The sequence below is a fragment of the Pseudomonas sp. LTR0 genome (assembly GCF_036630035.1).
Classification (GTDB): Bacteria; Pseudomonadota; Gammaproteobacteria; order Pseudomonadales; family Pseudomonadaceae; genus Aquipseudomonas; species Aquipseudomonas putida_Y.
Genome location: NZ_CP123734.1, coordinates 5,028,285 through 5,050,562, shown reverse-complemented (window position 1 = coordinate 5,050,562; position 22,278 = coordinate 5,028,285). Strand labels below are relative to the sequence as shown.

General features: G+C 63.0%; 17 protein-coding genes and 1 pseudogene. 10 read left to right on the top strand and 8 right to left on the bottom strand.

Annotated elements, in window-relative coordinates; translation table 11 throughout:
- Positions 1 to 44: 44 nt before the first annotated feature.
- A complete protein-coding gene (gene gshB, locus QCL51_RS23100; protein WP_103443688.1) occupies positions 45 to 998 on the bottom strand; it encodes a glutathione synthase in 954 nt (317 codons plus the stop codon).
- Between the two features lie 238 nt (positions 999 to 1,236).
- Between gshB and QCL51_RS23095 the strand changes: the two genes are divergently transcribed.
- From QCL51_RS23095 to QCL51_RS23065, 7 genes are all read left to right on the top strand, one after another.
- On the top strand, positions 1,237 to 1,638 hold the full coding sequence (locus tag QCL51_RS23095) for a response regulator (RefSeq protein ID WP_021783754.1): 402 nt from the start codon (positions 1,237 to 1,239) through the stop codon (positions 1,636 to 1,638).
- Between the two features lie 47 nt (positions 1,639 to 1,685).
- The gene (pilH, locus tag QCL51_RS23090; protein WP_014592657.1) at positions 1,686 to 2,051 is read left to right on the top strand and encodes a twitching motility response regulator PilH; all 366 of its coding nucleotides are present in this window, start codon (positions 1,686 to 1,688) and stop codon (positions 2,049 to 2,051) included.
- On the top strand, positions 2,048 to 2,602 hold the full coding sequence (locus tag QCL51_RS23085; protein WP_021783755.1) for a chemotaxis protein CheW: 555 nt from the start codon (positions 2,048 to 2,050) through the stop codon (positions 2,600 to 2,602). The genes pilH and QCL51_RS23085 overlap by 4 nt, the downstream gene beginning before the upstream one ends.
- Before the next feature lie 47 nt (positions 2,603 to 2,649).
- Positions 2,650 to 4,674: a methyl-accepting chemotaxis protein gene (locus QCL51_RS23080; protein ID WP_223271165.1), complete on the top strand. Its 2,025-nt coding sequence runs from the start codon at positions 2,650 to 2,652 to the stop codon at positions 4,672 to 4,674.
- Positions 4,675 to 4,686: 12 nt separating this feature from the next.
- Positions 4,687 to 9,627: an Hpt domain-containing protein gene (locus tag QCL51_RS23075; RefSeq protein WP_338444337.1), complete on the top strand. Its 4,941-nt coding sequence runs from the start codon at positions 4,687 to 4,689 to the stop codon at positions 9,625 to 9,627.
- Positions 9,620 to 10,093 carry a chemotaxis protein CheW gene (locus tag QCL51_RS23070; RefSeq protein WP_021783758.1) on the top strand — a complete coding sequence of 158 codons (474 nt, stop codon included), beginning with the start codon at positions 9,620 to 9,622 and terminating at the stop codon, positions 10,091 to 10,093. The genes QCL51_RS23075 and QCL51_RS23070 overlap by 8 nt, the downstream gene beginning before the upstream one ends.
- 138 nt (positions 10,094 to 10,231) lie before the next feature.
- Positions 10,232 to 10,849 (top strand): hemolysin III family protein, encoded by a 618-nt coding sequence (locus tag QCL51_RS23065; RefSeq protein WP_021783759.1) that lies wholly within the window; start codon positions 10,232 to 10,234, stop codon positions 10,847 to 10,849.
- Here QCL51_RS23065 and QCL51_RS23060 read toward each other — a convergent pair whose 3' ends face one another.
- The 3 genes from QCL51_RS23060 to QCL51_RS23050 all read right to left on the bottom strand — a co-directional run bounded on the left by QCL51_RS23060 (position 10,850) and on the right by QCL51_RS23050 (position 13,694).
- Positions 10,850 to 11,569 carry a 16S rRNA (uracil(1498)-N(3))-methyltransferase gene (locus QCL51_RS23060; protein WP_003249340.1) on the bottom strand — a complete coding sequence of 240 codons (720 nt, stop codon included), beginning with the start codon at positions 11,567 to 11,569 and terminating at the stop codon, positions 10,850 to 10,852.
- Positions 11,570 to 11,716: 147 nt separating this feature from the next.
- Complete coding sequence (locus tag QCL51_RS23055) at positions 11,717 to 13,123, bottom strand: adenosylmethionine--8-amino-7-oxononanoate transaminase (protein WP_101196366.1); 1,407 nt, start codon at positions 13,121 to 13,123, stop codon at positions 11,717 to 11,719.
- Between the two features lie 79 nt (positions 13,124 to 13,202).
- Positions 13,203 to 13,694, bottom strand: a complete 492-nt coding sequence (locus QCL51_RS23050) for a hypothetical protein (RefSeq protein WP_021783761.1) — start codon at positions 13,692 to 13,694, stop codon at positions 13,203 to 13,205.
- A 209-nt stretch (positions 13,695 to 13,903) separates the two neighbouring features.
- Here QCL51_RS23050 and QCL51_RS23045 point away from each other — a divergent pair.
- The 3 genes and pseudogenes from QCL51_RS23045 to QCL51_RS23035 all read left to right on the top strand — a co-directional run.
- Positions 13,904 to 15,514, top strand: a pseudogene (locus QCL51_RS23045) (flavin monoamine oxidase family protein); the annotation flags it as partial.
- A gap of 229 nt (positions 15,515 to 15,743) precedes the next feature.
- Entirely contained in the window at positions 15,744 to 16,295 is a 552-nt protein-coding gene (locus QCL51_RS23040; RefSeq protein WP_103469610.1) for a cytochrome b, read from the top strand.
- A 32-nt stretch (positions 16,296 to 16,327) separates the two neighbouring features.
- Positions 16,328 to 16,906: a YceI family protein gene (locus tag QCL51_RS23035; RefSeq protein WP_003249350.1), complete on the top strand. Its 579-nt coding sequence runs from the start codon at positions 16,328 to 16,330 to the stop codon at positions 16,904 to 16,906.
- A 140-nt stretch (positions 16,907 to 17,046) separates the two neighbouring features.
- Here the strand turns inward: QCL51_RS23035 and QCL51_RS23030 are convergent, their stop codons facing one another.
- The 4 genes from QCL51_RS23030 to metF all read right to left on the bottom strand — a co-directional run bounded on the left by QCL51_RS23030 (position 17,047) and on the right by metF (position 22,131).
- Positions 17,047 to 18,939 (bottom strand): DEAD/DEAH box helicase, encoded by a 1,893-nt coding sequence (locus QCL51_RS23030; RefSeq protein WP_101196365.1) that lies wholly within the window; start codon positions 18,937 to 18,939, stop codon positions 17,047 to 17,049.
- A 218-nt stretch (positions 18,940 to 19,157) separates the two neighbouring features.
- Entirely contained in the window at positions 19,158 to 19,946 is a 789-nt protein-coding gene (locus QCL51_RS23025) for a transporter substrate-binding domain-containing protein (RefSeq protein ID WP_274118730.1), read from the bottom strand.
- 169 nt (positions 19,947 to 20,115) lie between these two features.
- Complete coding sequence (locus tag QCL51_RS23020) at positions 20,116 to 21,192, bottom strand: hypothetical protein (protein ID WP_101196363.1); 1,077 nt, start codon at positions 21,190 to 21,192, stop codon at positions 20,116 to 20,118.
- Positions 21,193 to 21,285: 93 nt separating this feature from the next.
- The gene (metF, locus tag QCL51_RS23015) at positions 21,286 to 22,131 is read right to left on the bottom strand and encodes a methylenetetrahydrofolate reductase [NAD(P)H] (protein WP_021783767.1); all 846 of its coding nucleotides are present in this window, start codon (positions 22,129 to 22,131) and stop codon (positions 21,286 to 21,288) included.
- Positions 22,132 to 22,278: the final 147 nt, after the last annotated feature.

The following is a 22,278-nucleotide window of genomic DNA, read 5'->3' as shown; positions in this document are numbered from 1 at the left end:
ACCGGCATCATACCCCACTCTACGGCTTTACTTCGCGTTGGCTGTCAGCGTGCCTTGAGCTTGCGATCAATGGCATCCATCAGCTTGCCACCGATATCGGTGTTGTAGGCGGCATCGATTTCGCGAATACAGGTGGGGCTGGTGACGTTGATTTCGGTGAGGTAGTCGCCGATCACGTCCAGGCCAACGAACAGCAGGCCCTTCTCGCGCAGCGTCGGGCCGACCTGGGCGGCGATCCAGCGGTCGCGCTCGGTCAGTGGGCGGGCTTCGCCACGCCCGCCAGCGGCCAGGTTGCCACGGGTTTCGCCGCTGGCCGGAATACGTGCCAGGCAATAGTCCACTGGCTCGCCGTCGATCATCAGGATGCGCTTGTCGCCGTCCTTGATTGCCGGCAGGTAGGCCTGGGCCATGATTTGCTGGGTGCCCAGTGCGGTCAGGGTTTCCAGGATCACCGACAGGTTGGGGTCGCCCGCCCGGTGACGGAAGATCGACGTACCGCCCATGCCATCCAGCGGCTTGAGGATCACGTCGGCATGCGTGGCAGCGAATTCGCGAATGATGTCCGGGCGGCGGCTGACCAGGGTTGGGCTGGTGCATTGCGGGAACAGCGTGGCGAACATTTTTTCGTTGCAGTCGCGCAGGCTTTGCGGGCGGTTTACCACCAGTACGCCTTCGGCCTCGGCTTGCTCCAGCAGGTAAGTGCTATAGACAAACTCCATGTCGAAGGGCGGGTCCTTGCGCATCAGGATCACGTCCAGTTCGGCCAGCGGGCTGTCCTGCTCCTCGCCCAGTTCGAACCAGCGCGCCGGGTCGGCAAACACCTTCAGCGGGCGCATGCGGGCGCGGGCCTTGCCTTCACCCTGATACAGGTCTTGCTGTTCCATGTAGAACAGGCTCCAGCCGCGTGCCTGGGCGGCCAGCAGCATGGCCAGCGAGCTGTCCTTCTTGTAGGAGATGGACGCGATGGGGTCCATCACAATGCCGAGGCGAACGCTCATGGGGGGTCCTCTTGGCGGCAGGTGGCCGCGGTGGATCGAAAGAAAAGTGGCTCAGGGTGGCGCCGCGAACGCCGACGGTCAAGGGGCGCGGCAGATGGAATGGCCACCCGGAGTATGCTAAAAATGCAGCTGCAAGCCTTGAGCTACAAGCCTCAAGAAAAGAGCATCCATGCGCCGAGCTGCTTTCTTGCAGCTTGCCGCTTGCAACTTGCGGCTTCAATCCTACTGGTAGGCATCTATGGAACAACCCCTGAAGGTGATGGTGATCGACGATTCCCGCACGATCCGCCGCACCGCGCAGATGCTGCTCGGTGAAGCGGGTTGCGAGGTGATCACTGCCAGCGATGGCTTCGATGCCCTGGCCAAGATCGTCGACCATCAGCCCAGCATCATTTTCGTCGATGTGCTGATGCCACGCCTGGACGGCTACCAGACCTGCGCGGTAATCAAGCACAACAGTGCCTTCAAGGATACCCCGGTTATCCTGCTGTCGTCGCGCGATGGCCTGTTCGACAAGGCCCGCGGCCGGGTGGTCGGTTCCGATCAGTTCCTGACCAAGCCGTTCAGCAAGGAAGAACTGCTCGACGCGATCCGCGCCCATGTGCCCGGGTTTGCCGCACCTCAACAACACGTACCCTGACCGAGCCCCGCCATGGCGCGGTCCTACTTTCCTGATGGGGAAACAGCATGGCCCGAGTTCTGATTGTCGACGACTCGCCGACAGAGATGTACAGATTGACCGAATGGCTGGAAAAGCACGGCTACCAGGTGCTCAAGGCCAGCAACGGTGCCGACGGCGTGGCTCTGGCCCGGCAGGACAAGCCCGACGCGGTGCTGATGGACATCGTCATGCCTGGCATGAACGGCTTCCAGGCCACCCGCCAGCTCAGCAAGGACCCGGAAACCAGCGCTATTCCAGTGATCGTGGTAACCACCAAGGACCAGGAAACCGACCGTATCTGGGCCACGCGCCAGGGTGCCCGTGACTTCCTGACCAAACCGGTGGAAGAGGAAGCGCTGATCGCCAAGCTCAAAGAAGTGCTGGGGGCTTGACCACCCGCCCGCAAGGCGCGTCGCTGACCGCCTTTGAGTTGTTGCTGGACATCGACCGGCGCTGCCGCCTGCTGGTCGCCGATCAGCCGCTGCAGGACAACCGCGTGCAGCAGTGGAGCGGCATTGGCTTTAGCATTGCCGGGCAGTGGTTCGTCGCGCCCATGGGCGAAGTGGCCGAGGTGCTGCGCGAACCACGTAGTAGCCGTGTCCCCGGTGTGCAGCCATGGGTATGTGGGGTAGCCAACCTGCGTGGCCGGCTGTTGCCGGTAATGGACTTGAGCTGCTTCTTCGGCCTGGGCCACGCCGCACCGGGCAAGCAGCGGCGAGTGCTGGTGCTGGATCACGACGACCTGTTCGTCGGCTTGCTGGTCGACGAGGTGCTGGGCCTTCAGCACTTTGCCCTCGACAGCCTGCAGCTGTCGCCGCCGCAGCCTCTGATCGCTGCCGCTGCACGCTTTGTGCAGGGGTATTTTCCGCGTGAACGTAACTGGGCGATCTTCAGCCCCTTTGCCCTGGCCCAGGCGCCGGGCTTTCTCGATGTGGCGTTATAGGACCTGCGAACGTGAACAAGCCTGCCACCCCCGTCACTGCCACCACCGTGAGCCCACGTACCCGCAGCATCGCGCAGATCACCGTGCTGTTCCTGATACTGATCCTCTCGATCATCTTGCTATTCGCAAACTTTGCTTACCTCAATACCCAATCCAACTACGACAAGCAGTACATCGGCCATGCCGGCGAGCTGCGCGTGCTGTCGCAGCGTATCGCCAAGAACGCCACCGAGGCGGCCACCGGCAAGGCCTTGGCCTTCAAGCTGCTGTCGGATGCGCGCAATGATTTCGAGCAGCGCTGGGGCTACCTGCGCCAAGGGGACAAGTCCACTGGCCTGCCGCCTGCGCCGCCTTCGGTGCGTGACGAGATGGAATCGGTACGCCGCGACTGGGAAAACCTGCGCAAGAACACCGACATCATCCTGGCCAGCGAGCAGACCGTGCTGTCGCTGCATCAGGTGGCAGCGACCCTGGCCGAGACCGTGCCGCAGTTGCAGGTGGAATATGAAAAAGTGGTCGAGATCCTGCTGCAGAGCGGTGCCCCGGCCAGTCAGGTTGCAGTGGCTCAGCGCCAACTGTTGCTGGCCGAACGTATTCTTGGCTCGGTCAACACCGTCCTGGCCGGTGACGACAGCGCCGCCCAGGCGGCCGATGCCTTCGGCCGTGACGCCGGGCGCTTTGGCCAGGTGCTGGAGGGCATGCTCAATGGCAATGCGACGATCCAGGTAACCCGTGTAGAAGACGCCGACGCCCGCGCACGGCTGGCCGAAATCGCCGAGTTGTTCCAGTTCGTTGCCGGTTCGGTGGACGAAATCCTCGAAACCTCGCCCGAACTGTTCCGTGTGCGTGAGGCTGCGGGCAACATCTTCAGCCTGTCGCAAACCTTGCTCGACGAAGCTTCACACCTGGCGAACGGTTTCGAGAACCTGGCCGGCGGTCGCACCCTCGACACCGTTGGCGGCTATGTCTTGGGCCTGCTGGCGCTGGCCTCGATCATCCTTATCGGCCTGGTCATGGTGCGTACCACCAACCGCCAACTGCGCGAGACCGCAGAAAAGAACGAACGTAACCAGCAGGCCATCATGCGCCTGCTCGACGAAATCGAAGAGCTGGCAGATGGCGACCTGACGGTGACCGTATCGGTGACTGAAGACTTCACCGGCGCCATTGCCGACTCGATCAACTATTCCGTGGACCAGTTGCGCGATCTGGTCGCCACCATCAACCACAGTGCAGTGCAGGTCGCGGCCGCCGTGCAGGACACGCAGAACACCGCGCGGCAACTGGCCAAGGCCTCCGAGCACCAGGCCGCACAGATCAGCGAGGCGTCCGAGGCGGTGGGTGACATGGTCGAGTCGATTGACCGGGTTTCGGCGCATGCTTACGAATCGGCCAAAGTGGCCGAGCGTTCGGTGGCTATCGCCAACAAAGGCAATGAGGTGGTGCACAACACCATCAACGGCATGGACAACATTCGCGAGCAGATCCAGGACACCGCCAAACGGATCAAGCGCCTTGGCGAATCCTCTCAGGAAATCGGCGACATCGTCAGCCTGATCGACGACATTGCCGATCAGACCAACATTCTTGCCCTGAACGCTGCCATCCAGGCTTCGTTGGCCGGGGAAGCCGGCCGTGGGTTTGCCGTGGTTGCCGACGAGGTGCAGCGCCTGGCTGAGCGCTCATCGTCTGCCACCCGCCAGATCGAGGCGCTGGTGCGTACCATTCAGGCCGATACCAACGAAGCGGTGATCTCCATGGAGCAAACCACCGCCGAAGTGGTGCGTGGCGCACGCCTGGCCCAGGATGCCGGGGTGGCGCTGGCCGAGATCGAAGGGGTGTCGCAGAACCTCGCCGACCTTATCCACAGCATCTCCGACGCTGCCCAGTTGCAGACCTCGTCCGCCGGGCAGATCTCCCACACCATGGCAGTGATTCAGCAGATCACCGCGCAAACCTCCGCCGGCTCCGGCGCCACCGCCGACAGCATCCGCCACTTGGCCCGCATGGCGAGCGAGATGCGCCGTTCGGTGTCCGGATTCACCCTGCCGCCACCTACCGAGCCGCGTTGAGGAATAGTGACCATGGCGTCTGCAGTAAGCCCCGAGCGTCACGAAACAGTGGCGCTGGCCTGGACCAAGGCCGCCATTCTCGATTGCCTGGGTCAGGCACGGCAGGCGCTGGAGCGCTTTGCTGGCGAGACGGACGACCTTTCGATGATGGCTTTCGTGGTCGACAACCTGCATCAGGTGCACGGCTGCCTGCGCATGCTCGAACTGCGCGGCGCCACGCGCCTGGCCGAGGAGCTGGAGCTGTTCGCCAAGGCGTTGGCCGACGGCCAGGTCAGCCCCCGGGGTGATTGCCTGGGGGCGTTGTTCCGCGGCCTGGAGCAGTTGCCCTCGTATCTTGAGCGGTTACGCGGTGCCCGCCACGACCTGCCGCTGGTGATGCTGCCGTTGCTCAACCAGCTGCGTGCCTGCCGTGGCGAGGAACCGCTGGCCCAGGCCAGCCTGATGACCGGTGCCGCCCAACGCTTTGCAGGTGACGATGACCTTGCCAACCTCGACCTGTCGCTGGGCAACTGGCGTGACCAGTTGCAGGCCGGGTCGGGGCGCGATGCGCTGCGTTCGGTGGTAACTGCACTGTGCGATGACTTGATGCGCATCAAGGAGCGCCTGGACCAGTACGGGCGCGGTGACCGTCAGCATCACGAGCAGCTCGATGCGCTACTGGCACCGTTGCGCCACGTGGCTGACACCCTGGCGGTACTGGGCTTTCAGCAACCGCGGCGCGTTATCATCGACCAGGTGCTGGCATTGCAGGCATTGGCTCAGGGCGAGCGGGCGGTGGACGACGCGGTGTTGATGGATGTGGCGGGGGCTTTGCTGTACGTGGAGGCCTCCCTGAACGGCATGGTCGGCCCTTTGGAGGAAAACGGCCAAGGCAGCCTGCCGGGCTCGGACCTGGCCGAGATACGCCAGCTGGTGCTGAATGAATCGCTGAACGTGCTGCAGCAGGCCAAGGATCTGATCGGCGATTACCTGGAGTCCGACTGGCCCCGGCAACGCCTGCAGCCCTTGCCGGGGCTGTTGCAGCAGATCCGCGGGGCACTGGCCATGTTGATGCTGCCGGCCGTGGCCGAGCTGTTTGTCGGCTGCGCAAGCTATGTGCAGCGTTGGCTGCAGCACCTGGAAGAAGAGCCGCCGATTGATGAGCTGACGCACTTGGCCGAGGCACTGAGCGCTGCCGAATGCTACCTGCAATGGCGGGCGGCCGACCCGCTGGCCGATGGCCAGCCCTTTATCGAGATGGCACGGGCCAGCCTGGCGGCGCTGGGTGTGCAGTGCGCGGTGGTCGGGGCCAGCCCAGACCAAGACGGCAGTGGCGATGGTATCGATGACGAGCTTCGCGAAGTGTTCCTTGAAGAAGCGGGCGAGCTGCTGCCGGAAATCGAGCGCCATTGGCTGCGCTGGCGTGCCGACAACCAGCAGCGCGAGGCGCTGGGCGAAGTGCGTCGCGCGCTGCACACGCTCAAAGGCAGCGGCCGCATGGTGCATGCAGAGGCGGTGGCTGAACTGGCCTGGGGGGCCGAGCACCTGCTGAACCGGGTGCTCGAGGGCCGCAGCGTACTCAGCCCGGAAGGGGTTGTAGCGCTGCAGCAGGTGTTCGTTCACTTGCCTGACCTGATGGCCGACTTTGCTGCCGGCCAGCTGCCGCAACTGACTGAAATCGAGCAATTGGCCGGGCACTTGCACAGCTTGGCCGAAAACGATGCCCCGGCGGCTGCCGGTGTCGATGGCCTCGATCCGCAGTTGCTGGGCATTTTTCGCACCGAGGCGCAGGGTCATCTGGCCAATCTTGAGGTTTATCTGCAAAGCGCCGGCGGCCACGACACCCCGGTCAGCGATGACTTGCAGCGTGCCTTGCACACGCTCAAAGGCAGTGCCGCCATGGCCGGGGTGATGCCGGTCGCAGAACTGGCCACTGCCTTCGACCGCCTGGCCCGTGAGTACAAGGGGCATCAACTGCCACTGCAAATGGCCGAGATGGAGTGGCTGGAAGCTGCGCGCTCGTTGTTCCATCTGGGTTTGGCGCAACTCGATAGCACACCGCTGGCCGCCATCCCCGGCGCTGCGGAACTGATCGAACAGGTCGGCCAGGCAGTGGACGGCCGCCTGGCCAGCCTGCATGAAGACCCGCACCATGCCGGCCGGCGCAAGCATGATCCGCAGTTGGTCGCCAGCTTCCTGGCGCAGGCCATGGACATTCTGCTCGATGCAGAGACGTTGTTGTCGCGTTGGCAGCAACAGCCTGCCCAGCGTGACGCACTGGATAATCTGCTCGACCAGATGACCACCCTGGGGCACGCCGCGCATCTGGCCGACCTGTGGCAGATGGATGAGGTGTGCGAGGCGTTGCTGGACCTGTATGGCGCTGTGGAGGAGGGCAGCCTGCCTGCCGATGCCCGCTTCTTCAGCCAGGCGCAGCGGGCCCAGGAGACCCTGCTGGACATGCTCGACGAAGTGGCCGCCGGGCAGGATATTCCGCAGCGCCCGGAGCTGGTCGACAGCCTGCGCAACTTGCTGGACCAGGCCCTGGCGCCGGATGCCACCGGCCTGGTGGGCATCGATACGGTCACACCACTGCACCCGGACATGGACCTGTCCGACACCTTGGGGTTGCCGCACCCGCCGTTGCAACCGGAGGTGGCCGAGCCGCTTGCCGAGAAACCGGAAAGCCCCGGCGAAGAGCTGCTGGAAGTGTTTCTGGAAGAAAGCTCGGACATCGTCGAAAGCGCCGCGGCGGCCTTGGCACGTTGGCAGGCCGACCCGCGCAGCAGCGTAGAGGTGGACAACCTGATGCGCGACCTGCATACCCTCAAGGGTGTGGCGCGTATGGTCGAAATTACCCCAATCGGTGACCTGGCCCACGAACTGGAGTTTCTCTACGAGCTGTTGGCTGCCGGCAGATTGCCGCCAAGCGCGCCACTGTTCGCCCTGCTGCAGAACTGCCACGACCGTCTGGCGCATATGCTTGACGCTGTGCGCCTGGGGCAGCCGCTGCATGCCGCTACAGCACTGATCGACTACATTCGCAACTTCAGCAGTGCGGCACTGACCGACAGTGCCGCGGGCCAGGGGCCGCCAGAAGCTGCAACCGCCGAAGCACCGGCAGCAGCGCCAGAGCGGGCACCAGGTGACATGGTCAAGGTCGACGCCGAGCTGCTCGACGACCTGGGTAACCTAGCCGGCGAGCACTCGATCATTCGTGGGCGCATCGAGCAGCAGGTCAACGACGCGCAGTTCGCCCTCAACGAGATGGAAACCACACTTGAGCGCATGCGTGATCAGTTGCTGCGTCTGGATGTGGAGACCCAGGGGCGAATCTCCAGCCGGCAGCAGTTCGAAGGCGATGCCTATGACGACTTCGACCCTCTGGAAATGGACCGCCACTCCCAGCTGCAGCAGCTGTCACGGGCCCTCTTCGAGTCTGCCTCGGACCTGCTCGATCTGAAGGAAACCCTGGCTCAGCGTGCTCAGGAGGCGTACAGCCTGCTGCAACAGCAGGCGCGGGTGAACAGCCAGTTGCAGGAGGGCCTGACCGCCACCCTGATGGTGCCGTTCGAACGCCTGGTGCCGCGCTTGCAGCGCGTGGTGCGTCAGGTGGCCAGCGAGCTGGGCAAGCAGGTGGAGTTGGTGGTTGGCAATGCCGAGGGTGAACTGGACCGCAGCGTACTGGAACGTATGGTGGCGCCGCTGGAGCATATGCTGCGCAACGCCGTTGACCACGGGCTGGAAAGCCGCGCAATGCGCCTGGCCGCCGGCAAGCCGGAGCAGGGCACCATTCACCTGAATTTGCTGCATGAGGGCGCCGATATCGTCATCGAAATGACGGATGATGGTGCCGGCGTGCCACTGGAAGCGGTGCGGCACAAGGCCATCAAGCGCGGCCTGCTGGACCCGCAGGCACAGTTGAGTGACCACGAGATCCTGCAGTTCATCCTGCGGCCAGGCTTTTCCACCGCCGAAAAGATCACCCAGATTTCCGGGCGCGGGCTGGGCATGGATGTGGTGCACGAGGAGGTCAAGCAACTGGGTGGCTCGATGAGTATCGAGTCGGCGCAGGGCAAGGGGGCGCGCTTCCTGATCCGCCTGCCGTTCACCGTGTCGATCAACCGTGCGCTGATGGTGCACCTGGGCGAAGAGCAATACGCCATTCCGCTCAATACCATTGAGGGCATCGTCCGCGTGCCACCTGCCGAGCTTGCGGCGTGCTACCAGCTGGACTCGCCCCGCTATGTGTATGCCGGTCACGAATACGAGCTGCGCTACCTGGGCGAGTTGCTGCAAGGCCTGCCGCGCCCGGCGCTGCTGGGGCAGAGCGTACCGTTGCCGGTGCTGCTGGTGCATTCCAAGGAGCAGTCGTTCGCCATTCAGGCCGACAGCCTGTCGCCCAGCCGCGAGATCGTGGTGAAAAGCCTGGGGCCGCAGTTTGCTGCGGTTGCCGGGCTATCGGGGGCGACATTGCTAGGCGATGGCCGGGTGGTACTGATTCTTGACCTGCTGGGCCAACTGCGCGGCCAGCAGCGACGGCTGGCCCGCCTGCCCGGTGGCGGCAGCCAACGCCAGTTGCTTGGCCCGGCACCGCGCCGTCCCTTGCTGGTGATGGTGGTGGACGATTCGGTAACCGTACGCAAAGTCACCAGCCGCCTGCTGGAGCGCCACGGCATGAGCGTGCTCACGGCCAAGGATGGCGTCGATGCCATGGCCCTGCTGGAAGAGCACCGACCCGACGTGTTGTTGCTGGATATCGAGATGCCGCGCATGGACGGCTTCGAGGTGGCCACACGTATCCGCCGTGACGCGCGGCTCAAAGACTTGCCGATCATCATGATCACCTCGCGCACCGGGCAGAAGCACCGGGACCGCGCCATGGCCATCGGCGTCAACGAATACCTGGGCAAGCCGTACCAGGAATCGCTGCTGTTGCAGAGCATCGCACATTGGAGCCAGGCCCATGCTTGAACTGATTTCCGGCCAGCGCAGCAGCCTGACCGGGCTGTTGCTGCCGTTGGGGGACCGCACGCTGGTGTTGCCCAACGTGGCGGTGGCCGAGCTGAGCGGGCAACGTAACCTGGTGTGCCAGCATGGCGACCCCGCCTGGCACCTGGGGTGGATCGATTGGCGTCAGCAACGCCTGCCGCTGATCGGTTTCGAGGCCGCGTGCGGTGGTGAGACGCCGTGCGGGGAGCGGGCTCGCGTGGTGGTGCTCAATGCCTTGGGCGATACCGGTTTGCGGTACCTGGCGCTGTTGCTGCAGGGCATTCCGCGCTCGTGCAAGCTCGACAGCCAGCTGAACTATGTGGATGTGGCGCTGGGCAGGCTGGAGCTAGCGGCGGTGCAGGTGGGTGAGCAGGTGGCGCGGGTGCCGGACCTGGTCGCATTGGAAAGGCTGGTGCGTGACGCGGATCTGCAACCTGATCTTGAGTAGGATGTGAGGCACAGGGCCTCTTCGCGGGTAAACCCGCTCCTACAATGGCTGCGCTCCGTTGTAGGAGCGGGTTTACCCGCGAAGGGATCATCAGCATCACTTCAGGAACCCAGCCCACCTCAGGAGGTCTGTGTTTGCATGTATTACGGTGAACGCTTCAACGCCTGGACCCACTTGGTCGGTGCCGTCCTCGCTGCTATTGGTGCCATCTGGCTGATCGTGGTCGCGGGCATGCAAGGCGACCCGTGGAAGATCGTCAGTTTCTCCATCTACGGCGGCACGCTGCTGTTGCTGTACAGCATTTCCACCCTGTACCACAGCACCCGTGGGCGGGCGAAAGTGATCATGCGCAAGCTCGACCATCTGTCGATCTATCTGCTGATTGCCGGCAGCTACACGCCGTTTTGCCTGGTCAGCCTGCGCGGCCCTTGGGGATGGAGCCTGTTCGGCGTGGTCTGGGGGCTGGCGATCATCGGCATGTTGCAAGAGATCAAGCCGCGCTCCGAGGCGCGGATCCTGTCGATCATCATCTATGCGGTAATGGGCTGGATCGTGCTGGTGGCCGTCAAACCACTGCTGAATTCGCTGGGCACTGCCGGCTTCGCCTGGCTGGCTGCCGGCGGCGTGTTCTACACCGTCGGCATCATCTTCTTCGCCTTCGACAGCCGCTTCCGCCACTGGCATGGCATCTGGCACCTGTTCGTGATCGCTGGCAGCCTGATGCACTTCGTGGCGGTGTCGCTCTACGTACGCTAATTAAAAATCGCCCCACAACTGCTGTGCCACCGACAGCGCCACCACTGGCGCGGTCTCGGTGCGCAGCACGCGTGGGCCAAGGCGGGCTGCGTGGAAGCCGGCGGCTTTGGCCTGCTCCACTTCGGCCTCGCTAAGGCCGCCTTCGGGGCCGATCACGAAGGCCAGGGTTGCGGGCTTTTCATGGCTGGTGAGCGGCTCGGCCACCGGGTGCAGGACCAGCTTCAGGTCAGCCTTGGTGCTGCTCAACCATTCGGCCAGGGGCACGGGTGGGTGGATGACGGGCAAGGTAGAACGCCCGCATTGTTCACAGGCGCTGATCGCCACTTGGCGCCAGTGGGCCAGGCGCTTGTCGGCGCGTTCGTCTTTCAGGCGCACTTCACAGCGTTCGCTGACGATCGGCGTGATTTCATTGGCGCCAAGCTCGGTGGCCTTCTGGATCGCCCAGTCCATGCGCTCGCCACGGGAAAGGCCCTGGCCCAGGTGCACATGCAGCGGTGAATCGGCCTGGCCGGCAAAGGCCTGGTCAAGGCTGACGCGGACAGTTTTCTTGCCCACCTCAAGCAACTGACCACGGAATTCCTGGCCGCTGCCATCGAACAGCTGCACGGCGTCGCCGGGAGCCATGCGCAGCACGCGGCCAATGTAGTGGGCCTGGGCCTCGGGCAGGTCGTGCTCGCCAAGGCTCAGGGGGGCGTCGATGAAGAAGCGGGACAGTCTCATGGGTTTGCTCGGTAAATAGAGAGACACAGATCCCTGTGGGAGCGGGCGTGCCCGCGAATCAGGCGCCGCGGTGCCTGGCAAGGGCTTCGCCTTTGTTCGCGGGCTCGCCCGCTCCCACAGGAAAAGTGATGTGGCGAATTGCCAGGCCTAGCCCGGGTCGCGGAAGTCGGGGTGGAAGTTGGCCGGCACTGCGACACTGATGCTGTCGCGGGTGGCGATGTCGATGCCTTCGCTGGCGACCTCAGCGAGGAAGTCGATCTGCTCGGGGGTGATCACATACGGCGGCAGGAAGTACACCACGCTGCCCAGCGGTCGCAGCAGGGCGCCGCGGGTCAGGGCGTGCTCGAACACCTTCAGGCCACGCCGCTGCTGCCAGGGATAGGCAACCTTGCCTGCCTTGTCCTGAACCATTTCGATGGCCAGGGCCATGCCGGTCTGGCGAATTTCGGCAACATGAGCATGGTCGGCCAAATGTGCAGTGGCTGTGGCCATGCGCGTGGCCAGGGCCTTGTTGGCCTCGATCACATTGTCCTGTTCGAAGATATCCAGGGTCGCCAGCGCCGCAGCGCAAGCCAGCGGGTTGCCGGTGTAGCTGTGCGAGTGCAGGAATGCGCGCAGTGTCGGGTAATCGTCGTAGAACGCCTGGTACACCTTGTCGGTGGTCAGGCAGGCGGCCAGCGGCAGGTAGCCACCGGTCAGGGCCTTGGACAGGCACAGGAAATCTGGGCGGATGCCGGCTTGCTCGCAGGCGAACATCGTGCCGGTGCGGCCAAAACCCACGGCGATCTCGTCGTGGATCAGGTGCACGTCGTAGCGGTCGCAGGCCTCGCGCAACAGCTTGAGGTACACCGGGTGGTACATGCGCATGCCACCGGCACCCTGTATCAGCGGCTCGACGATCACGGCGCTGATCGAGGTGTGGTGTTCGGCCAGGGTCTGCTCCATGGCCTGGAACATGTTGCGCGAGTGCTCCTCCCAGCTCATGCCCTCGGGGCGCAGGTAGCAGTCAGGGCTGGGCACCTTGAGAGTGTCGAGCAGCAACGCCTTGTAGGTTTCGGTGAACAGCGGCACATCACCCACCGACATGGCGGCAATGGTTTCGCCGTGGTAGCTGTTGGTCAGGGTGACGAAGCGCTTCTTGTCCGGTTTGCCGATGTTCTGCCAGTAGTGGAAGCTCATCTTCAGCGCTACTTCGATGCATGACGAGCCATTGTCGGCATAGAACACCCGGTCGAGACCGGCCGGGGTCATGGCGACCAGGCGCTCGGACAGCTCGATCACGGGCTGATGACTGAAGCCGGCCAGGATCACGTGTTCGAGCTGGTCGACCTGATCCTTGATGCGTTGGTTGATGTGCGGGTTGGCATGGCCGAACACGTTGACCCACCAGCTGCTCACCGCATCCAGGTAGCGTTTGCCCTCGAAGTCTTCCAGCCACACGCCTTCGCCGCGCTTGATAGGAATCAGCGGCAGCTGCTCGTGGTCTTTCATCTGGGTACAGGGGTGCCACAGGACCTTGAGGTCGCGTTGCATCCACTGATCATTGAGGCCCATGGGCACTTCTCCTGGCTTTGCGGCGTGATTCGACCGCGTAAGCCTAAGCAATGCCGCAGGGCAGGACAACCGCTGCCGTTCAATGGCGGTGGGTGCCGGTCCATTCCAGCTTGCGGATATGCACGGTGCCCGCGTGCGAGGTGGAGATGGTCAGGCGCCGAAAGGGGCCGTCAATCACCTGGTAGTAGGGGTGTGTAGCTATCGGGCCCGGGCGAGAGTCCCGGAAGCCGCTACCTTCGAGGGTGAGCCAGTAGAAAATGCGAGGGGATGGCGCAACCAGGTCATAGTCGATGTTCTCGGCATCGAACAACATGTGCAGGTCTTCGCCTAGAAAGTCGCTGACTACGTAGTATTCCAGCCGCAGGGAGTCGACCTCTTGAGCGAACGCAATCGAAATTTCGCTGTGTTCACCAATCACCAGCTCGGTACCGTCCTCGCCCTTGAAGGCTTCGTGAAAGCCGATCCAGGACGTGCTGCTGGAGTGGAAGCTCAGGCCTGAGGCTGTGCGAAGTGTCTGCCTGTGTAACAGAAGCTGCCGCTCCACTTGGTTGAAACGCTCCTCGAAGATCATGCGCACCCCCCCCTGGCGGGCGTTTGGCCATCTTCGCCAGCTTCGCCTACCACCCTGTGACATGGCTACTGGCAAAAATGTCAGTTGCCAAAAGGACTTGATGTCACTGCGCTGGCAGGGTGGTCGGACCTGACGTATTCTTAACGCATCTTCTTGGGGCATTCCTGCCTCTCCCCGTTTCTGTAACCCCTGACTCGGAGTCCGCCGACATGGCTGCTGCTTGGGTGCGTCTGTGCGCGTTGGTATTGATTGGTGTGTCCAGCGGCGCTGCGCTGGCAAAAGACAAGACGCCCACGGCAATTGTCGTGGGGGGGGGCCTGGCAGGCCTGACTGCAGCCTACGAGCTGCAGAACAAAGGTTGGCAGGTGACCCTGCTGGAGGCCAAGGCGGGCATGGGTGGGCGTTCGGGCCTGGCCACCAGCGAGTGGATCGGCAACGCCAAGGCACAGCCGGTGCTTAACCAGTACCTCAACCGTTTCAAGCTTGAAACACTGCCGGCGCCGGAGTTTGTGCGTACCCCCGGTTACCTGATCGACGGTGAGTACTTCAGTGCCAGCGACCTGGCCACCAAGCAACCGGCCACTGCCGAGGCGCTCAAGCGTTACGAGAAAACCCTCGATGACCTGGCCCGCTCGATTGATGACCCGCTGAACCCGCAGGCAACCAGCACGCTGTTCGCCCTGGACCAGATCAACGTCTCTACCTGGCTGAACAAGCTGCAACTGCCGGCCACCGCACGTCAGTTGATCAATCAGCAGATCCGCACCCGTTACGATGAGCCGTCGCGCCTGTCGCTGCTGTACTTCGCCCAGCAGAACCGCGTGTACCGCGGCGTCAGCGACCGCGACCTGCGCGCCGCGCGGCTGCCCGGTGGCAGCCCGGTGCTGGCCCAGGCTTTCGTCAAGCAGCTGAAAACCATCAAGACCAGATCGCCGGTTACCGCCATTGTCCAGGACAAGGATGGGGTCACGGTAAAAGTCGGCAGCGTCGGTTACAAGGCAGATTATCTGGTCATGGCCGTGCCTTTGCGCGCGCTGGCCAGGATCCAGATGACCCCTGGCCTGGACAGCCAACATCTGGCGGCGCTCAAGGGCACCAACTACGGTTGGCGCGACCAGATCATGCTCAAGTTCAAGAAACCCGTATGGGAAAGCCGTGCACGCATGTCGGGCGAAATCTTCAGTAACGCCGGCCTCGGCATGCTGTGGGTCGAGCCGGCGCTCAAGGGTGGTGCCAACGTGGTGATCAACCTGTCCGGCGACAACGCTCGCCTGCTGCAGGCCTTTGGTGACAAGCAGATGGTCGACCAGGTGCTGATCCGTCTGCATGCGTTCTACCCACAGGCCCGTGGTGCTTTCACCGGTTACGAGGTCAAGCGATACAGTGCTGATGTGGGCACTGGTGGTGCCTACCTGGCCTACGGCCCGGGGCAGATCAGCAAATACTGGCGCCTTTGGGAGCGCCCAGTGCAACGCATTACCTTTGCCGGTGAGCACACTGATGCCCTGTACCCCGGCACCTTGGAAGGGGCCTTGCGCAGTGGCCAGCGTGCGGCCAGCCAGGTTCAGGACCTGTTGGCCGGCAAGTCGTTCGACCCGGCCAAGGTGGCGCCGGTTGCTGCGACGGCAGGTGCGGCGGCCGCCAAGGAGAGCAAAGGAGGGTTCTTCTCCAATATGTTCGGCGGTTCGTCCGACAAGGGCGACAAGGCTGACAAGGCGCCGGTCAAAGCTGAGCCGAAGCCGTCCGAGGAAGCCAAGCAGGACAAGCCTGGCTTCTTCAAGCGCTTGTTTGGTGGAGCGGACACGCCCGAGGTGAAGGCTGCATCCAATACCCAGGCCAAGGCTGGCTGATTGATCGACAGTGCCGGCCTGTTGGCAGCCTGAGGGCCGGCACTGTAACTCTCACTCTCCGACTATCGTTAATGTTTTCTTAATGGTGAGCCAACAGAATAAATATCGGATTCCTCGATAATCCGAAGCAATTTTTTCCGCTTTTCTTCGATACGTTTCGCGTTAGTCTGTGCACAGCTTTCACGGGGAAACACGCAACATGCAACTGCGCAATTCACCTTCTCGCTACGGCGTGGTCAGCATCATCCTGCACTGGGGCGTGGCGCTGGCAGTCTTCGGCCTGTTCGGCCTGGGCCTATGGATGGTCGGCCTCGACTATTACAGCCCTTGGCGCAAGGCCGGCCCGGACCTGCACAAGAGCATCGGCCTGGTGCTGCTGGCGGTGATGCTGCTGCGGATGCTATGGCGTTTCATCAGCCCGCCACCACCGGCTCCGGCCAATCATGGTGCGCTCACGCGCCTGGCGGCCAAGATGGGCCATCTTGTCCTGTACTTTGGGCTGTTTGCAGTGATGGTTGCCGGTTACCTGATTTCCACTGCCGACGGCGTCGGCATTCCGGTGTTTGGCCTGTTCGAAGTGCCGGCATTGATCAGCGACCTGCCCGACCAGGCAGATGTGGCGGGTGTGGTTCATTTGTGGCTGGCTTGGGGGCTGGTGATTTTTGCCGTGCTGCATGCCCTTGCCGCGCTCAAGCACCATTTCATCGACCGTGACGCGACCCTGACTCGCATGCTGGGCCGCAAAGCTTGACTCTCAACCTCAATTACACAGGAAGGAACAGGATGTTGAAAAAGACTTTTGCCGCTCTGGCGCTCGGTACCGCTCTGCTCTCTGCTGGCCAGGCCATGGCTGCCGAGTACAAGATCGACAAGGAAGGCCAGCACGCGTTCGTTGACTGGAAAATCAGCCACCTGGGCTACAGCTTCATCCACGGTACCTTCAAGGATTTCGACGGCAACTTCAGCTGGGACAGCGCCAAGCCTGAAGCCAGCAAGATTAGCGTCGACTTGAAAACCGCCAGCCTGTGGTCGAACCACGCCGAGCGTGACAAGCACATCGCCAGCGCCGACTTCCTCGATGTGAAGAAGTACCCGGACGCCAAGTTCGTCTCCACCAGCGTCAAGTCGACTGGCGACAAGACTGCTGACGTGACTGGCGACCTGACCATGCACGGTGTCACCAAACCGGTGACATTCAAGGCTACCTTCAACGGTGAAGGCAAGGACCCATGGGGTGGTGAGCGCGCTGGCTTCAATGCCACCACCACGCTGAACCTGAACGATTTTGGCATCAAAGGCCCGGGTGCTACGTCGCAGACCCTGGACCTGGATATCAGTGTTGAAGGTGTGAAGCAGAAGTAATTTCTGCCAGCTGAAGACCGAGGGGGCCGCTTTGCGGCCCTATCACGACATAAGGCCGCTCCTGCAGAGATCAAGAAATCCTCTACAGGAGCGGCCTTATGTCGTGATAGGGCCGCGAAGCAGCCCCCTCGGTATTTCTATCAGCCCTTGCGGGTCAGCAGCGCCGGGCGCTCGCCGCGTGGGCGGCTTGGCAGGTCATCCAGTTGTTCAGGCGTCGGGAAGCGGTCCAGCTTGGACTCCTTGCGAATGATCACAGGCTGTTTTTCCGGCTGACGCGGGTTGCGCACGGCCGGCTCTTGCCGGGCAGCATCGTCACGCGCAGGGCGACCACGGCCACCGCCGCCATCACGACGGCTACCGCCACCGTTGTTGGCGCGGGGCGGGCGTTTTTCTCCGCCGGCACCGCCACCACTGCGTGGCTGGCCGCCATTGCGGGCTTGGCCCTGGCCGCCAGCGTTGCTGCGCTGGCCATTGCCTTGCCCCTGACCTTGGCCAGCACCACCTGGGCGACGGTTGCGGCTCTGGTTCTTGCCCTGGTACGGGCTGACATAGTCGGCGCGGTTACCGAAGTTGTCGAGTTCGTCGTCCAGGAATTCTTCCGGGTCGCGGTCTGCCGGCGGCTTCGGCACGCTGCTATTGCTGGCCTGCTGCTGGCGTGGCTTCTTGTCACGCGGCTTGCGCGGTTGCTGCTGCTTGTCGCCGCTCCTTTCCTTGTCTTCCGGCTTGGCCGCAGCTTGCTGCCTGGCTTTGCCTTTATCCTTGCCTTTGTCCTTGCGGCCGCCGTTGGTGTCTTTACCACCTTCGCCACGGGCTTGCTGGTTGCGGCCACCGCGACCGTTGTTCTGCGGGCGCTCGCGTGCTTCGGGCTTCTCGGCTTCTACCTGGCTGGCGTCGAAGCCCATCAGGTCGCCATCCGCGATGCGCTGCTTGGTCACCCGTTCGATGCTCTTGAGCAGCTTCTCTTCATCTGGCGCGACCAGGGAAATTGCTTCGCCCGAACGACCGGCACGGCCGGTACGGCCAATGCGGTGGACGTAGTCTTCCTCGACATTCGGCAGCTCGAAGTTGACAACGTGGGGTAACTGGTCGATGTCCAGGCCACGGGCAGCAATGTCGGTGGCGACCAGTACGCGCACGCTGTTGGCCTTGAAGTCGGCCAAAGCCTTGGTGCGGGCGTTCTGGCTTTTGTTGCCGTGGATCGCGGCGGCGGTCAGGCCTTGCTTTTCCAGGTATTCGGCCAGGCGGTTGGCGCCATGCTTGGTTCGGGTGAACACCAGCACCTGTTCCCAGGCGCCCAGGGTGATCAAGTGCGCCAGCAGGGCACGCTTGTGGCTGGCTGGCAGGCGATACACCCGCTGCTCGATACGCTCGACGGTGGTGTTCGGCGGGGTGACCTCGATACGCTCCGGGTTGTGCAGGAGCTTGTCGGCGAGGTCGGTGATGTCCTTGGAGAAGGTGGCCGAGAAGAGCAGGTTCTGGCGCTTGGCCGGCAGGCGGGCGAGGACCTTCTTGACGTCGTGGATGAAGCCCATGTCGAGCATGCGATCGGCTTCATCCAGTACCAGGATTTCCACGTGGGCCAGGTCGACCTTGCCTTGGCCGGCGAGGTCGAGCAGGCGGCCTGGGCAGGCGACCAGCACATCAACGCCTTTGGCAATGGCCTGAATCTGCGGGTTCATGCCAACGCCGCCAAAGATGCAGGCGCTGACCAGTGGCAGGTCACGGGCATAGACCTTGAAACTGTCATGCACCTGGGCTGCCAGTTCGCGGGTCGGTGTCAGGACCAGAACGCGAGGCTGGCGCGGGCCGTGGCGTTGCGATTTGTCGGGATGGCCGGCCGGGAACAGGCGCTCGAGAATCGGCAGGGCGAAGCCGCCGGTTTTACCCGTCCCTGTCTGTGCGGCAACCATCAGGTCGCGGCCTTGCAACACGGCGGGAATTGCCCGCTGTTGCACGGGGGTCGGCTGGGTGTAGCCCGCAGCCTCGATAGCGCGGACAAGAGCCTCGGAGAGACCGAGGGAAGCAAAGGACATGGGCGATCCTGTTCTCGTGTGGGCTGGGCCCGTTGGGATGTTCTGCCTGGCGCGACGGGCATCGGTGAGATGCGATCGCGTCCGGTCCAGCTGGGCTTTCACTGCACATCCGGGAAACGGAGGCTGGACGCGAAGAGGCGTCGGTGCCGATCGGGATGCCTGTTGCGAGGCCGAGCGTCCGGGCGTGAGCCGGGCGGGAAGGCCCGAGTATAACAGAGCTATCGCGCTGTGCTGCTTTCCTGCTGCTCAACGGCGTTGAGAATGTTTCCGGTGTCGCTTGTGTAGCGGTTGCTGATCGCTGCATAGGCCGGCTCCTGCTTGAACCGCTGCAGCTCTTCGGCAAAGGCCAGTGCCAGTGCTTCCCGGCCAGGTTTGCGCACTAACCCCAGGTACTGTGTTTGATGGCTTATTACCAGCGGCAACTCCTCGACTTGCCGCTGCAGGCCAAGTTGGTGAAGCAGGTGGTGCCCAACCCTGCGGTCGGTGATCGCCAGGTCGATACGGCCCAGCATCAGCTTGCCAAAGTTGGCTTCGAGGGTAGGTGCGGCTTCGCGCTTGAAGTAAGAGGCCTCGCTGAACGCGGCGCCATAGGTATAGCCTGGCGATGTGCCGACGGTAAGGCCGGAAAGGTCTTTCAGCTGGGTGACGGCATGGCGGCGTGCTTGAGCCTGGAACAGGACGAATTCGACGTCCGACAAGGGCTCGGGCGCATAGACCAGGTAAGGCTGGCGCGATTCGATCTGGAAGATGTCGAGGATGCCGTCGGCCAAGCCTTGCTTGATCATTGCCAGACAGCGTTTCCACGGCAGGAACTGCAACTCGACCTCGACCCCCAGGCGCTTGAACACCTGAGTTGTGACCTCGTAGTCGATACCGCGTGGCTGGCCTTCATGCTGATACACGTAGGGCGCCCAGTCATCAGTCACCAGGCGCAGTCGCTCGCCCAGAGCCAACGGGCTCAGGCTGGCGAGCAGCAGGATCCAGAACAGACGGGCGATATGTGGCATGGCCGGAGATTACGCGCTCGGCCGGTGTACGGTAAAGGCATGTACGATCGATGTGGGAGCGGGCGTGCCCGTGAACACCGGCAAAGCCGGTGCCAACTATCGGATCGCTCCCTTCGCGGGCACGCCCGCTCCCACAAAACCGCGCAAGACAATGAATTTTGCGGGCACATCAGGCTTGAGTGGTTCGCAGCAGATGCGCCTCGATATCCTTGCGCCGCTCGCCCAGCGATAACCGCAACCCCGGATGGCGCAGGCACTGACGCAGCCGCTCGGGCTCCATGTGGCCATGGCGGTCGTTGAGGTTTTCCAGGGCCTTGTCCCACCAGGCGGACGCGCAGGCGCGGTCGAACTCATTGGGGTAGGGATAGCAGCCATACAACAACTCGCGGGCGAACTGGCGCTCGTGGCTGGGCAGGGTCAGGCTCAGCGCCTTGTAACCCAGGCGGTGCAGGGTTGGTGGCCGCGGCAGTTGGTCGTTGACCTGCGCAACATCGGCCAAGGCCGAGGGGCTGAGTGGGTCATGATCGTGCTTGCGCAGCCAGGCCTGGATCTTGGCGCGGAACTGCGCCTTGCGGCTCCAGTAGTGATGGATGACATCGGTACACTCGGCCAGCTCCAGGTTGCGGTAGGCCGCCACGGCCAGGCAGAACTCCTCAAGGGTATAGGCCTCGCGAGCCAAGGGGTAGAACTCATCCATCATGGCGATGGAGCGGTCGAGGGTGCCGCAGTCCTCGGCAGTGAGGCCTATAACGCCGGAATTGACGAGCGGCATCTGACAGTCTGCCAGCCCCCTGGACTCGAGAATGGCCAGCAGGTTCTTGTACAAGAGGCACTTCTGGTCAGCGCCGTAGCGCGCACCGATGGCGTTGCACAGCAGGCGATTGGGCGCCACACGGGCGAACAGATTCAGCGGCGAAGTGCGGAAAAAGGTGTCTGTATCGATCAGCACTGCCAGTGGGTGTTCCTGCAGTACCTGGCGCAACAGCACATGCTTGCTGCGAAAGTGATAACCGTGCGGGGCGTTCCATGCCTGGCGCGTGGCCTCGTCCAGCAGGTGTACGGTAACGGGCAGCTTGGCGTAGGGCTTTGCAGTGTCCGTGTAGACCTGAATGTCCATCGCCTCGCCGGCTGCGCTGCCCAACTGGGCGAGGGCGCTGACGATGCTGAAGCAGGCTTCCTGATGGTAGGTTGCCGGGCCAAAAGCCAGGTATACAAGCTGTGGGCGCGAAGGTTGGTGGTGCTGCATGGCAGGCGAGACCTGTTTAACCCGAAAATGAATAAGGCTTTAGTCTATGACTAAAGCCTTATTCATTTCTTCAACAGACTTTGCCAAAAGATTTCAGCGCGGCAGCTTAAGGTTGTTCCAGATCGCCAGGCTCGGTTCAGCCTGGTTCAAGGTATAGAAGTGCAGGCCCGGCGCGCCGCCTTGCAACAGCTGTTCGCACATGCGGGTAATCACTTCTTCGCCGAAGGCCTGGATGCTGGCGGTGTCGTCGGCATAGGCTTCCAGCTGCTTGCGGATCCAGCGCGGGATCTCGGCGCCACAGGCATCGGAGAAGCGGGCCAGCTTGCTGTAGTTGGTGATTGGCATGATGCCCGGCACCACCGGAATGTCCACACCCAGCTTCTGTGCCCGCTCGACGAAGTAGAAGTAGCTGTCGGCGTTGAAGAAGTACTGGGTAATGGCGCTGTCGGCACCGGCCTTGACCTTGTGCACAAAGTTGGCCAGATCGGCCTCGAAGTTGCGCGCCTGCGGGTGCATTTCCGGGTAGGCAGCCACTTCCAGATAGAAGTGATCAGCGGTTTCCTGGCGGATGAACTCGACCAGGTCACTGGCATAGCGCAGTTCCCCACTGGCCATGCCCATGCCCGACGGCAGGTCGCCACGCAGAGCGACGATGCGTTTGATACCGGCGGCCTTGTACTCGGCCAGCAGGGCGCGCAATTCTGCCTTGGTGTCGCCCACGCACGACAGGTGCGGCGCGGCAGGGATTTTCACTTCGCTTTCCAGCTGCAGCACGGTATTGAGCGTGCGGTCGCGGGTCGAACCACCGGCACCGTAGGTGCAGGAGAAGAAGTCCGGGTTATAGGTGGCCAGCTGGCGGGCGACGCCCATCAGCTTTTCGTGACCGGCGTCGGTCTTGGTCGGGAAGAACTCGAAACTGTAACGGCGTTCTTGTGACATCAGGCGTTCCTCAAGCAGCAAGCTTCAAGCGGCAAACTGCAAGTAAAAGCCAGATCGGTGATGGCCGACCTGGCTTGGCATCGTTCAACATCGTTGGTGCTTGAGCTGCAAGCGGCAATGGCACTGTCTGCCTCATCTTGCAGCGTG

Bases quoted from the DNA above. Each gene is read 5' to 3' on its own strand.
- gshB (WP_103443688.1), bottom strand. From the start codon at position 998: ATGAGCGTTCGCCTCGGCATTGTGATGGACCCCATCGCGTCCATCTCC.
- QCL51_RS23095 (WP_021783754.1), top strand. From the start codon at position 1,237: ATGGAACAACCCCTGAAGGTGATGGTGATCGACGATTCCCGCACGATC.
- pilH (WP_014592657.1), top strand. From the start codon at position 1,686: ATGGCCCGAGTTCTGATTGTCGACGACTCGCCGACAGAGATGTACAGA.
- QCL51_RS23075 (WP_338444337.1), top strand. From the start codon at position 4,687: ATGGCGTCTGCAGTAAGCCCCGAGCGTCACGAAACAGTGGCGCTGGCC.
- QCL51_RS23070 (WP_021783758.1), top strand. From the start codon at position 9,620: ATGCTTGAACTGATTTCCGGCCAGCGCAGCAGCCTGACCGGGCTGTTG.
- QCL51_RS23065 (WP_021783759.1), top strand. From the start codon at position 10,232: ATGTATTACGGTGAACGCTTCAACGCCTGGACCCACTTGGTCGGTGCC.
- QCL51_RS23060 (WP_003249340.1), bottom strand. From the start codon at position 11,569: ATGAGACTGTCCCGCTTCTTCATCGACGCCCCCCTGAGCCTTGGCGAG.
- QCL51_RS23055 (WP_101196366.1), bottom strand. From the start codon at position 13,123: ATGGGCCTCAATGATCAGTGGATGCAACGCGACCTCAAGGTCCTGTGG.
- QCL51_RS23050 (WP_021783761.1), bottom strand. From the start codon at position 13,694: ATGATCTTCGAGGAGCGTTTCAACCAAGTGGAGCGGCAGCTTCTGTTA.
- QCL51_RS23040 (WP_103469610.1), top strand. From the start codon at position 15,744: ATGCAACTGCGCAATTCACCTTCTCGCTACGGCGTGGTCAGCATCATC.
- QCL51_RS23035 (WP_003249350.1), top strand. From the start codon at position 16,328: ATGTTGAAAAAGACTTTTGCCGCTCTGGCGCTCGGTACCGCTCTGCTC.
- QCL51_RS23030 (WP_101196365.1), bottom strand. From the start codon at position 18,939: ATGTCCTTTGCTTCCCTCGGTCTCTCCGAGGCTCTTGTCCGCGCTATC.
- QCL51_RS23025 (WP_274118730.1), bottom strand. From the start codon at position 19,946: ATGCCACATATCGCCCGTCTGTTCTGGATCCTGCTGCTCGCCAGCCTG.
- QCL51_RS23020 (WP_101196363.1), bottom strand. From the start codon at position 21,192: ATGCAGCACCACCAACCTTCGCGCCCACAGCTTGTATACCTGGCTTTT.
- metF (WP_021783767.1), bottom strand. From the start codon at position 22,131: ATGTCACAAGAACGCCGTTACAGTTTCGAGTTCTTCCCGACCAAGACC.